This window comes from Pseudomonas sp. KU43P, from assembly GCF_033095865.1.
Classification (GTDB): domain Bacteria; phylum Pseudomonadota; class Gammaproteobacteria; order Pseudomonadales; family Pseudomonadaceae; genus Aquipseudomonas.
This window is the reverse complement of sequence record NZ_AP019365.1, coordinates 3,747,347-3,758,559: the sequence shown is the minus strand read 5'-3', so window position 1 is coordinate 3,758,559 and position 11,213 is coordinate 3,747,347. Positions and strand designations below refer to the sequence as shown.

Here is an 11,213-nt window from a genome sequence, read left to right as displayed (position 1 = left end):
CTTGCGACCCGTTTGGCTTTGGCTAAGTTGAATAAATGACCACTCCACAACAGTTGCAGGAGGGCTGCATGCGAATACGTGGCGATGTTTTCTGGACTTGGGCTGACCCGACGCTTCACCATCGCATTCACGACGAAACGCTGAGTGACGGGACATTCATTGATGTGCAAGTACGATTGTCTCGAACAGGCAACACGCAGATGTTCATTGGCGTGTACGTGGCGAGTGGCATTGCCATCCACGAGGAGGCCTTCGACTCTCGGCCTGGTGAGTCGATGACTAGGGCGTTGGCCTGGGGCGTCGGCTACGCAAGAAAGTTGGCTACCAAAGCTCAGGAAGAGGGAGTTTTGGCAGCTAGAGGGTGCTGAACGAGATTAAGGGCATATCCATGACGTCCGCGAGAGAAGCTGACATTCAAATTCGTCAGGCACTTCTATCTCTGATGGCTGCAGCTGAGCAGTTGGGCGTAGATCCCGAATTGCTGAGGCTGACCGCCGTTGGTGTACTTACGAAAGAGACGCCTGACTGGTGGGTGAGCTGCACGCACGTAGATGGTTCGATACGGGAGCTTAACGTGTCGGCGAAATACTTCATCGGTTGCCCCGCGGGAAAGCTTTCCCAAGCGGAGTGATGTACTGAGTACAGAAGGGTGACAAGGGTGAAGCGCGTTCGCCTTTTCGATGAGCCCGCACGCATGCGGGCTCATCGGCATCAGATTTGATGGCTGTAAAACAACGCGTAGGATTCGATACCATCATTCGGTTGTTTGATCCCGGCATTGGAGTAGTGCATCGCACGAATGCCGATCCTTTGAGTCTCTCCGATCTTCAGGCCCGCCCCGATGCGATCTTCAAAATTGAAGGCAGAGCCCAGCTCTTGATCCCCGGCCGAAGTTCCGGAGAACACCGCCAAACCGATGCCCGCCTCGATGAATGGTTTGATGTTGCCACTCCCGAACTCGTAGACGAACACTGGAGCGAACGAGAGGGAATGGGCGCCACCTGAGGCATCGCCCGCTTCCCAGTACGTGTATGCAGCGTCCCAATAGCCTGTCAGTCGACCGGTATTTGACTCCCACCACGTTTTGTCCCAGGCAAATCCTACTCCCGCTCGGGCAGTCATCCCTCCTTGGGAGGTTGCTCCCACGGCACCTGATAATTCAGTTGCTCCTGCAGAGAATGCTGCTAAGGAAAGCACCGACGCTGCGATGATTTTCTTCATGATCACGGTGTCCTAAAAACCTGATTTTGTTTGTTAGCAAGCTATCTGAATCATTGTGCTATCAAATCGTTCCGCCTCGAAGAAAATTTTTAAACGCTTAAGACCTTGGTGATTGGAATAGGAATTGCTACTACCTAGTGGACTGCTCAAATCGGGGAATGCTTAGATGCTTCCGGGCGACCACTTTTTAATGCTCCTCGCGATTGCAGTCGTGCTGGCAGTTGATGTGGTGGCCTTGGCTTTCTATTTCAGGCACAAACCGTAACACCCATCTTCGGGCATCCCCTTTCACTGAAACGGGCCCGTTTCTGCGTGTGGCCGCCGTATAGGTACTGGTAGACCGTTTCCTGTGGGCATGGGGTACATCGCCGCAGTATCGCGGCAGTGAATAGAGGGGAGAGGGGTTGCAGCGTCAGGAGTACAAATGTGCTCTGTTCGATTTGACGACCAGTGCGGCGTGCTGACTGTTCAGACCATCGAGTACTACCGCAAGCGCATCGTCGACTTCGAGCGTCAAACAACTGCTCGGAGCGAGCCATGAAGCGAACAACCGAAGTGATCCACCTGGTGACTGCTTTCGTTTTTCTGATCGATGCCCTTGTGCGTGCTGGCTTGCTAGGCGCTGGCGGATAGGGCTTTGATCCGGGCGGCGAGATCTGCGGGCAGATCGAAATCAACGCCGGACCAGTGCCGCTTCGCGATCTCCGCCAGCAGCGCATCCCGATCGGCCAGTTGGTCGGCCAGCTCCATGGTGCGAGCGATCATTCGGTCACGCTCGCCCTTCACCTGTTCCAATAGCGCTTCGCGCAGACCATATGACCTTTCAATGGACTTCAGTCGCTCAACCTCGCCAGGGTCGGCGCTGGTGTAGAGCTTGGCGCTAAGATTCGGCATGCGCCCGGCTGCCCAAGCGATTTCATGCAGGCCTATGCCGAATGCCACGACTTCGCCCACCGGAATGTCCTGGCTCTGATCGGTAGGGATGGAGCCAGTCATCGGACCCAGCCCAAGAATCTGCAGACCAGTCGCCGCCGCATCCCTCTCTGCCTCTTCTTTGGTCCACCAGAAGGCAGTACCAACCATCCAGGCTATTGGCTCGGGGTAGGGCAGAGGGACTGGAAGAATGTCGGCCAGGGCGATATCGGGCGCTTTGCACTGGGCGGCATCTATGGCAGCCATTGCCAAGTCTCGGTCGCGCATGCCGTGCACGCCCTTTAGGCGCGTAATGCACGCTGTAGCGGCCTCGACCTGCTGCTCTGTCCAGATGCTGCGCTCAACCAGCATGAATCCTTCGGGCACGCTGACCATCTCGGTGTTGCTGGATCGGTTTTCTGTGGGCATGGGGATACCTCCGCTCAATAAGTGATGGCGCAGTGGTGGCGCTCGTGAGAAGGTTAGAATTTTGGGAGTTACTGCATGGAGCAGATCTGGGCCGACATCATTTCAACGTCATTCGGTGGGGCTTTTGCAGGTCTTACACTCTATGGTGTCCAGTTGCTACATGGCTTTATCAGGGACAGGTGCGACTCCGATAAGGTCTATTCATGGATGCTCGAACAGTCGAAAATTCCAGATAGCCCACCGTTTAGATCTACTCGTGTCATAGCCAGCCATAACAATCTCACAGAGGACCGCGTGCGGTACGTGTGCAGTCATGACGAAAGAATTGTACTTTCAACTGGAAAGCAGGAAGACATGTGGAGCGTTACCGTACGCCAAGTAAAGCGGCGGCCATTCCGAATTAGGAGGGCAGACTAAGTTTTGCTCGACCTGATCATCTGGATAAAGCTGGTTTAGGATAAACGAGGCTCAAGTGATGAGTGAGTTTTGGGAAGCTGCTTCAGCTATCGGTACGTGTGCCGCTGTGGTAGTGGCATTAGGTTTTTCGTACCGGGCGGTTGTTGACAGCCGCAAAATCGAGAAGGATCGTGCGGATCTAGCTGCTGCGAGAATGCATGGGCCTGTGAGCTTCTTGGAAACCCAAGTCTCGCTACTTCACGCTTGGCTTATTTTTAATGATGACGATTACGAGAGTAGTGATCCCCAATTGTTCGCTTTGGTGGACGAGATAGACTCAGCTGCATTGAAAATTACGAATGAGGATCTCTATCAGGTCTTAGGATTGCCAGGTCATGCAGCGAAACGACTTGCACGTGCTCTTGGCTTGATACACATATTTGCCGCTGAGGTGAAATACAGGCTCACTCAGGTGTCATGGAATGACAACGAGGCGAGGATCAAGCGGCAGAGTTACAAAAAATGGTCCGATTCTGCATCTGAAATAAAAGATCATCTCCAGATCGCAGTGCGTCGATTTGAATCGGCAGCTGCCAGTGGTGCTCCTCGCCCATCTACTGAAGAGATACACGGGCCTGAAGATTGAAAATTCAAGTCGGCATTATTGTTGAATAGGGGAAGGCGCTGGCGGGCAGCGCCGGAGGGTCACGGGCAGTTGTTCGCGCCGCAGTTCCGGCAGTTGTTGAGGAATCGGCCATGCCAGCTGATGAAGCGTCCGCAGCCGCAGCAATTGAGCATCGGCTCGCGGCGCTTGGCGACCTTGGGCAGCCTGGGCATCTTCACGCCGGCCACGCGCAGGGCCAACTTATGGTCCACGTTCTGGCGATGCACCAGGCGCCTGCTGATCTCGTCGATATAGGTCGCCGGCCAGAAGACTCTTGTGCCTTGGCCGGCGTGGTTGGCATAAGTGAACTGAGCATTTTCCAGGTCCATGCTCATGGCCTGTTGCAGGTTCTCGGTCACCTTACCGCGCTGTTCGCTGACCCAGTAAACATCGTTTCCGTTCCAGTCCCCTGGCACGTGCACGTAGACGCGGGCGCCGGCCTGTAGCCCCACGATGCGCTTGTCGTCTTCCATCAGCTGGCAGTCGACGCCGTAGTGCGCCCTGGCGTCGATGTACTCTTTCGGCCAGGGGATATCAGTGTCACGGTGGCGGCATGCCTCTTCAAAGGTGAACAGCTCGGCCTGGTCTAGATCGGTCACGTAGCCGCGACCTTCCTTCGCCCAGAACATCATGCCGTCGCCGACATGGCTGCGACTGTCCTGCAGGTAGAAATCGGTCATGCGACCTCCGTCTGCTGCTGCTCCTTGATGGCCATAATCGCGTTGGCTGCGTGGCGGACGTAGAACAGGCGGCGCCAGATGCTGACGGTGGGCTTATCCAGGTGCCATTCAAAGGTGTCGCTGATGCCCAGCACACTTTCGTTCTCTCTCAGGAAGTCGTGCGCGATTACGCTGTCAGCCTCTCGACCGTAGCCGACGATCTCCTGGGCGCGCTCAAGCGCACTTGCTACATCATCGAACGGAAAGTCAGCTGGCTCGTCGTCATCAGCGCGCTCCCGTAGCCATTCGATCACGTCGTCAGCGCTGACATCGCGCTTCCCTTCTTCCGCCCAATCAGGCAACAGATCCTCGGGAACATCGGTGCTGATGCGTTCGCAAACAGCATCAACGACATCGTCTAGGAAGCTTTCCCGGTCGAACTCTTTGACCTGGCGATAGGCCTCGGCCAGCTTTTCGTGCATATAGCCATCGCACTGGTGGCGCAGGAAGTTGATGCCGTAGCCGGAGCCGACGCGGAAAAGCAGGTCGCCGATGTCGCCGGCAATCGCCATAAACGACGGAGTGACGCAGATATCGAAAGCCAGGTGATTGGTGTCGGGCTTCTTGCAGCGCCATACCTCGACGCCATTCGAATCGACCACCTGGGTGTAGGTGTGGTCTTTCATCCACTCAGTGATCCGGGCGATCAGCTGGTCGCGGTCTTGTTGTTTCACTTCTTTTCCCTGGCGCCCCAGCGGTGCGCGGCAATTGACTAGTAACCGAGGCGCTTCTTCTCGGTGCGTTGCTCGGCAAGGTGCTTGTACAGGGCGGCCTTGTAGCTGGCTTTGGCGTCGGCCTTGTTGTCCAGCCACTCGCCGGCCACCTCGACGTCACAGTCAGGCCTGTAAATGCAGAGCCGGTCGCGTTTCGGGTAGTTGCTGTAGTGCGTGCCACGGTAGTAGCGAACCATGCGGACTAGGCATGTCTTCCATGCGTCGCTGGAACTGCGGGTGATTGATCTCCAGATACTCGACAAAGTCGCAGTTCCACTCCTCGTCGTTGAAGCGGTCGTAGTTTGAGCGCTTGGGCGCCCTGGGCAGCTTGTCCGCCATTTCTCCGTAGACGATGCCGTCCTCGGGATGATGGTTGCGGACCTGGCGTTTCGCGTCGCCATCGAGCACTACGCCGATGTAGTGCCCGTGGTCGGCTGCGATGACGCCTGGCTTGCCGTAGGCGATCACGCGGCGGCCGATGCACGCCGGGACCTGGTAGTACTGCTGGACGTAGTGGCAGGGGGTGCCGATCATGGCTTTCTCCTTTCTCAGGCCGCTGCGGAACGCTTGAGCTGATCAACCAGCTGCGTCGGCAGGTTCTTGATGGTCAAGCTGGCGCTGGCCTGATCGAACTCGACACGCTCGCCGAGTAGGTGTGCCTCGAAGCTGATCGACATGCCTTCGGCGCGCCCGGTGAAGCGGCGGTATTGCTTGAGGGTGCGCTTGTCTGCCGGGATCTCTGGTGACAGGCCATAGTCGGCGTTTCGGATGAAGTCGGCGAAGTGCCGGGGGCGATCCTCGTCGAGCAGCTCGGACAGCTCTTGCAGAGTCACCGGCTCGCCCAGCTTGATCTGGGCGGTGGCGTAATCGGCTAGGGTTTGCGCCTTCTCGCGGGCGGCGTCTGTCGGCAGATCCTCGCTCTCCACGAAGTCGCTGAAGGCCTTGAGCAGGGTGCGCGTCTCGCCTGCGCCGTCGATGCCTTGCTGGCAGCCGACGAAGTCCTGGAAGTAGGCTGAGATCTTCTTGCCGCTCTTGCCCTTGATGAATGAGATGTACTGGCGAGATGCGGGGTTGTTCTTCCACTCGCTCAGGTTGATGCGTGCGCCCATATGGATCGAGCCAACGTCGAGCTGGCGCGAAGTCGCCACCGTCAGATCGGATGCCACTGCCACGGCTTCGACCTGCTGCAGCACAGCCACCGTCAGGTAGTCAGTCGGCCCATTCGACTGGAGGGCAAACAGCACGTGGCCGCCCACAGCGAGATTCGATTCCTCCATCAGCTTGCAGAGGTGTTCGGCCGCGATGCGGGTGAAGTCGATGAAATTCATCTCGCCGCTGACGACCTTGGCCAGCCAGCCGCTGAGCGGGTAGGCGCCGGACTCTCCGTGGAAGAATCCCCAGACCTTGCCCGCCTTGCTGTTGTAGGCGCTGTTCACGTCGTACACCAGGTTCTCGACGGCGCCGGTTACGGGCAGGTCGCTGCTGGCCAGGTGTAAGGCCGCCGGGCTTCCATCCGGCTTTTTGTCGATGAAGTGCATGACTGCGTGGCGAATGGGCATGGGGGTTCCTCCGTGGCCGGATTCGGCATGGTGTCGATAAGGGGGTTACAGGTCTGGACTGACGATTTCGTCGCCGGGGTCGCGGCGGATGTCGCGCAAGCTCTTTTCTTCGAACTGACGCGCTAGTTTTCGAGAGATGTAAAAAGCTGGCGCGTCAGGCCTCTTCAGTCGACGTCCTCGCTCTATCGGGTCCTGATGGATCCATGACAAAGCAAGGTCTTGCCAGAGTTCCTGCACCTGCTTGTAGCCGAGCCGCTTGAGCTCTGCAGCCATAGCCCTCTTGATGCCCTCAGGCATGTTGAAGAAGACTTTTTCGATACCCAGCTTCTCGGCTTCCTCCTTCTGGCGCTCCCGGTAGTCCGCAGAGTGTTTCTTCGATCCGGTCTTCTTCTCGGCCATGACCGATACCTCCCAAGCCGCTGGGCGGCAAATTGATGTGCTGCTGGCGCCGGCCGTGCCGGACGCGCGTGGTGATGCGTTTCAAGCGGATAGCTCCATGTCTCGGTCGTACCAGCCAGCAAGCCACCAGCCGCAGTTCACCGTGAGCCAGTCGTAAGGCTGAGCATCGCGAGATTGGCTGTTGTCGCGGCAGGCGCGACCGAGGTAGTACGCGGGCGGGTGAACACGCTGCCGGCGCCTCATGGCTACGCACCGGCGAGGTGATGGAGGGGCGCGAACGGTATGTCGTCGTCGAAATTGTCGTGATCAGGTGGCGCCGCCTGCTGGTTCTGCTGCTGGCGCGCCGGCCGCTGCTGGCTGGGTTGCCGATCTGGCACTTGCCCAGGCTGCTGTCCTTGTGGCCGGCTGCCGAGCAGCTGCATCGTGCCGCGCATGTCGACGTGCACCTCGGTGGTATAGCGCTTGATGCCGTCCTTCTCCCACTCGCGGGTCTGAAGCTTGCCCTCGATATAGAGCTGGGAGCCCTTGCGGGCGTACTCACCGGCGATCTCCGCCACTTTCCCGAACAACGACACCCGGTGCCATTCAGTGCGCTCGACCTTCTGACCTGACTGTTTGTCAGTCCACTGCTCACTGGTAGCCAAGCTGAGGTTGGTCACAGCGTTGCCGTTGGGCAGGTAGCGCACCTCCGGGTCCTGGCCAAGCGTGCCGACTAGGATGACCTTGTTTACCCCGCGACTCATGACTGTGCCACCGCTGCGCTGATGATCAGCAGCAGGGCCAGCAGCGAGCCCCACCGTGTGACCTTGTCGCTGGCTTGCTTGACGGTGATCACCGGCAGGCTCTTCGCTTCGACCGCGCGCTCCAGGCTCTGGGCGTAAGTCACTGCGTCGAAGTAACGACGACGCTGACCGTACAGGCGGTTGTCATCGGATCCGACGATGGCCCAGCTGTTGTTCTCGCCCTGCTGGACGAAGAAGCGGGAGTTGCTGCGGAACTGGGCTGCGGCGGCTTCTGCCAGCTGCTGCGTCTGCGCGTACTGCAACTGGCTGTTGCGAATGGCTGCGTTCATGAGGTGGTCCTTGTGTTGGTCAGGCATGGAGTTCTAGGGCCTCAGCCCGGCGAACGATTCGAACTTGGGCAGTGCGCCGCTCGGGCGCCCGGCGATCACGGCGCATCGGGTCGCTGTCGTCGATCACAGCATGCATGGCGATAAGGCAGGCAAGGGCAATGCAAGGGGGCTGATTATTTTCTGATCCCAGGCCTTCATAACGGCGTCCATGCGACGCTTTGCCTTCAGCTTGTGGATTACCCGCTCGATGCCGTTGGCTACGGTCCCGGGTGAGACTTCCATCAGTCGAGCGATTTCTTTTGTGGTGAGGTCTTGGGCAACCCAAAGCAGAGCTTCCAGCTCGCGAGGAGCCAGAAGCATGCCGAGGTGGCCAGTCCATTTGCCGCGAGTGATCGTTTCCATGAAGTGTCCTCGGTGGGCTACATTGGTGTGTGATCTGGCCGGTGCTGATCTCCGGCGCAGGGTGTCCGCCTGCGCTGGGTATCAGCCCAGCGCTCAAACTCCCGGCTTGTTTGAAACGCGTCCGCGCATCAGCCTGCGCATTCAGATCACACACCGATGCAGCCTGGTGATGGGGAACCAGGTAGATCGGGCAGTTATCGTCAGGCTGACGTGGCGCTGGTTGTTCAGTCGTCCTCGCCCTGGGCCAGCATCTTCTCGATGTCAGCGGCGCCCGGCTTCTTCCAGTTCTTGATCTGGCCGGTCTCCAAGTCGATGTTCGGGATCAGGTAGTCGCCGTAGTGATCGCCCGGGAAGAAGTCGGGCACGTAGCCTTCATAGCTGCCCACCTCGTCGCCCTGCGCGTCCTGAATGCCAGCCGCAAAGCCGTCGCGTACCTTGATGTGAAGGCGAAGCTCGGTCACGTCGACCTGAACCGTTTTCTGTTGGTTGATCTGCATGCTGGGTTCCTCGGTTGATTTCCCGTCTGGCCCTGTCGCCAAGGCCAGCCAGTGAAATCGTCAGGTGCGGTCGCGGTGCATCAGCTCGAGGATCAGCGCCTTCTCGTAACCGGGAACGAGGCAGTTGCAGGTGTTGTTGATGCGGTCGGACTTCACGGCGACTCGGGCTTTGCGGAATTGCTTGCGGTTCATGTCGTGCTCCTCCGGTGGATTCCCAAAGCACCCGGTCGCCCAGGTGCTTCAGTGAATACGTGGTCTTGCTTGCTGCAGCCTCCACCGGTTCCCCGGCGTGGCCCGCTGTACCAGTGCACCAGCCCGTTCTGAGGGCTACCCGGCAGGGAGCGTTTGCAGCTCAACCCTTGGCCCGCTTGACGCTTTCAGTGAGGGAGCGCGCCGCATGGCTTTGAGCTGGCCAGTTCCAGAGCTGGCATGGGGATCGAATTTGTTGCTCGCGCTGTTCGCTTTTCAGCGATGCCCGCAAGGGGCTTCCCGTTACCGGGGATCGATCCGCGAGGTTCCCGACGATGTGTAAAGAGCGGTGGCTGCCGTAGCTGCCTTTGTTGCTGGCCGATGTGTGTCGGCATGGGGTGAATTTAAGCAATCTGAAATTAATAGGTCAAGCATGCTTAATAAATATTTTCAGCAATCTGAAATTGAGGTGCAAAAAAATGCCCGCTTGAGGCGGGCTTGAGATCCTTCACAGTTCTGAGAAATCGCACCACGCGATGCGGACAGCACCGGTATCCATTCGCTCTACCTTCACCCCTGAGGTGTCTTCGAGGTCATGCAGTATCCGCTGCCAGTCAGCCGGCGATTCTCCAGGAGCGGGCCTTAACTCCACGAACTGTCGCTTCTGAACATGAGGAGAGGCTATAGCTTGCTGGATGCGATAACCGAGGCGTTCATATGAGCGAGAGGGGGAGTGAGAAAAGGCAAGGGCGAGCATGAGATAATTCCTTGTGCTGTATATCCATACAGTTATCCTGTGTTGAGGATCTTTTCAAGTGGCCGCTACCTGTAAAAATGCATTACGGGTAAATATTCGCAGCAGATCCGGCCTCGCGCGGGCAAAAAAAAAGCCCGGCAATCGCCGGGCTTATCTTGCGTAGAGGCTTACAGCTTCATCATCGCGCGCACGACAACGCCGACAATGCGACAACCTTCGGCACATACTTCAACAGGGTAGGCGGGGTTTAGAGGCTTGAGGAAGCGTCGACCGCCATCCTCAACTAGTTTCTTGAACGTCGCTTCATTGCTGTCAGCGAGCTTGGCCACAACCAGCTTCCCTGAGATCGCTTCTGCCTCGGTGTCAACCAGGATCATCATGCCCTCAGTGATGCTGGTGCCCACCGGGGATGTCATAGAGTCGCCTTTGACTTCGAGCCAAAACGCAACGCCCTTGGAGTCGTAATCAGACACCTCGTAGCGATCTGAGAACCCCGGCGGGAAAGGCTCAACAGCTTCTGCCCACGCCCCCGCAGCCACCCAGCTGATCACCGGGTACCGAAAATTAGGCTGAGGTACGGTCGCAACATTGCTCTCTTGTGTCTCGGGGCCCTCGCCGATGGCAAGCCATTCGGCTCTAAAGCCCGTGGCTTTGGCAAGGGCATAGAGGTTCTCTGGTCTCAGGCTTTTGCTTTCGCCCGAAATCCACTGGGTAACGGCTGAGTTTGCTACACCGCACGCGGCTGCAATCTCGCCCTTCTTTAGGCCGCTGACCGCGATGGCCTTGGCAATTCGCTCGTGTCTTTCCATGCGATGAGTTTAAGTTAACTGAATTTAAGTATGCAGTTCGCTTAACGGTGTCGTTGACTCAAGAGCTTCAGCATGCTGAAATTCGAGAACGCACCATCGAGGAAGCGCAATGAAAACGCGTGACGCCGCAAATCACTTCGGCAGCAAGAAGAAGCTGGCTGAGGCCCTGGGCATTCAACCCAGCGCCGTGACCATGTGGGGAGAGTTCGTGCCGATCTCTCGCCAGTACCAGCTCCAGATTCTTTCAAACGGAAAGCTCCTGGTAGAGGCCAAAGCGTCTGTCACTGGCTGAGCACATTTTCACTCGCCTGGCATTGCGCCAGTAGATGACCAAAACACCTGCTGATCCATCCAGTACCTGAATCGCAGGCATAAAAAAACCGGGTGGCAGCCCGGCTTCTTCAACAACACATCGAGGTCGATTATGCACTCCGCAATCGATGCTAGCAACACCAGGGCTGTCGCGTCAGTTATT

16 protein-coding genes and 1 pseudogene are annotated in these 11,213 nt (G+C 57.8%); 3 read left to right on the top strand and 14 right to left on the bottom strand.

What is annotated here, in order from left to right:
• Nucleotides 1–68 precede the first annotated feature (68 nt).
• A complete protein-coding gene (locus KU43P_RS17275; protein WP_317658633.1) occupies nt 69–368 on the top strand; it encodes a hypothetical protein in 300 nt (99 codons plus the stop codon).
• A gap of 343 nt (nt 369–711) precedes the next feature.
• Here the strand turns inward: KU43P_RS17275 and KU43P_RS17270 are convergent, their stop codons facing one another.
• Together KU43P_RS17270 and KU43P_RS17265 are read right to left on the bottom strand one after the other, a co-directional pair.
• Nucleotides 712–1,221 carry an acyloxyacyl hydrolase gene (locus KU43P_RS17270; protein ID WP_317658632.1) on the bottom strand — a complete coding sequence of 170 codons (510 nt, stop codon included), beginning with the start codon at nt 1,219–1,221 and terminating at the stop codon, nt 712–714.
• A gap of 615 nt (nt 1,222–1,836) precedes the next feature.
• Nucleotides 1,837–2,562 (bottom strand): hypothetical protein, encoded by a 726-nt coding sequence (locus tag KU43P_RS17265; protein ID WP_317658631.1) that lies wholly within the window; start codon nt 2,560–2,562, stop codon nt 1,837–1,839.
• A 475-nt stretch (nt 2,563–3,037) separates the two neighbouring features.
• Here KU43P_RS17265 and KU43P_RS17260 point away from each other — a divergent pair, with 475 nt between their 5' ends.
• Nucleotides 3,038–3,604, top strand: a complete 567-nt coding sequence (locus tag KU43P_RS17260; protein WP_317658630.1) for a hypothetical protein — start codon at nt 3,038–3,040, stop codon at nt 3,602–3,604.
• 59 nt (nt 3,605–3,663) lie between these two features.
• Here KU43P_RS17260 and KU43P_RS17255 read toward each other — a convergent pair whose 3' ends face one another.
• The 12 genes and pseudogenes from KU43P_RS17255 to KU43P_RS17200 all read right to left on the bottom strand — a co-directional run bounded on the left by KU43P_RS17255 (nt 3,664) and on the right by KU43P_RS17200 (nt 10,738).
• Nucleotides 3,664–4,302, bottom strand: a complete 639-nt coding sequence (locus KU43P_RS17255; RefSeq protein ID WP_317658629.1) for a hypothetical protein — start codon at nt 4,300–4,302, stop codon at nt 3,664–3,666.
• A complete protein-coding gene (locus tag KU43P_RS17250; RefSeq protein ID WP_317658628.1) occupies nt 4,299–5,015 on the bottom strand; it encodes a hypothetical protein in 717 nt (238 codons plus the stop codon). Before KU43P_RS17250 ends, KU43P_RS17255 begins: the two co-directional genes overlap by 4 nt.
• 162 nt (nt 5,016–5,177) lie before the next feature.
• Nucleotides 5,178–5,588 carry a hypothetical protein gene (locus KU43P_RS17245; protein WP_317658627.1) on the bottom strand — a complete coding sequence of 137 codons (411 nt, stop codon included), beginning with the start codon at nt 5,586–5,588 and terminating at the stop codon, nt 5,178–5,180.
• A gap of 14 nt (nt 5,589–5,602) precedes the next feature.
• Nucleotides 5,603–6,613 (bottom strand): nucleoid-associated protein YejK, encoded by a 1,011-nt coding sequence (yejK, locus tag KU43P_RS17240; protein WP_317658626.1) that lies wholly within the window; start codon nt 6,611–6,613, stop codon nt 5,603–5,605.
• 45 nt (nt 6,614–6,658) lie between these two features.
• Nucleotides 6,659–7,012, bottom strand: coding sequence for a hypothetical protein (locus KU43P_RS17235; RefSeq protein ID WP_317658625.1), 354 nt, complete (start codon nt 7,010–7,012; stop codon nt 6,659–6,661).
• 245 nt (nt 7,013–7,257) lie between these two features.
• The gene (locus tag KU43P_RS17230) at nt 7,258–7,755 is read right to left on the bottom strand and encodes a single-stranded DNA-binding protein (RefSeq protein WP_317658624.1); all 498 of its coding nucleotides are present in this window, start codon (nt 7,753–7,755) and stop codon (nt 7,258–7,260) included.
• On the bottom strand, nt 7,752–8,084 hold the full coding sequence (locus tag KU43P_RS17225) for a hypothetical protein (protein ID WP_317658622.1): 333 nt from the start codon (nt 8,082–8,084) through the stop codon (nt 7,752–7,754). Before KU43P_RS17225 ends, KU43P_RS17230 begins: the two co-directional genes overlap by 4 nt.
• Nucleotides 8,085–8,103: 19 nt before the next feature.
• A pseudogene (locus KU43P_RS17220) lies at nt 8,104–8,486 on the bottom strand (response regulator transcription factor).
• Between the two features lie 224 nt (nt 8,487–8,710).
• Nucleotides 8,711–8,983, bottom strand: a complete 273-nt coding sequence (locus KU43P_RS17215; RefSeq protein WP_317658621.1) for a hypothetical protein — start codon at nt 8,981–8,983, stop codon at nt 8,711–8,713.
• Nucleotides 8,984–9,043: 60 nt separating this feature from the next.
• The gene (locus KU43P_RS17210; RefSeq protein ID WP_317658620.1) at nt 9,044–9,175 is read right to left on the bottom strand and encodes a hypothetical protein; all 132 of its coding nucleotides are present in this window, start codon (nt 9,173–9,175) and stop codon (nt 9,044–9,046) included.
• A gap of 505 nt (nt 9,176–9,680) precedes the next feature.
• A complete protein-coding gene (locus tag KU43P_RS17205; protein WP_317658619.1) occupies nt 9,681–9,929 on the bottom strand; it encodes a DUF1654 domain-containing protein in 249 nt (82 codons plus the stop codon).
• Between the two features lie 167 nt (nt 9,930–10,096).
• Nucleotides 10,097–10,738: a LexA family protein gene (locus tag KU43P_RS17200; RefSeq protein ID WP_317658618.1), complete on the bottom strand. Its 642-nt coding sequence runs from the start codon at nt 10,736–10,738 to the stop codon at nt 10,097–10,099.
• A 109-nt stretch (nt 10,739–10,847) separates the two neighbouring features.
• On the opposite strand from KU43P_RS17200, the gene KU43P_RS17195 reads away from it, so the two are divergent.
• Nucleotides 10,848–11,030: a Cro/CI family transcriptional regulator gene (locus tag KU43P_RS17195; protein WP_317658617.1), complete on the top strand. Its 183-nt coding sequence runs from the start codon at nt 10,848–10,850 to the stop codon at nt 11,028–11,030.
• The last annotated feature ends 183 nt before the right edge of the window (nt 11,031–11,213 follow it).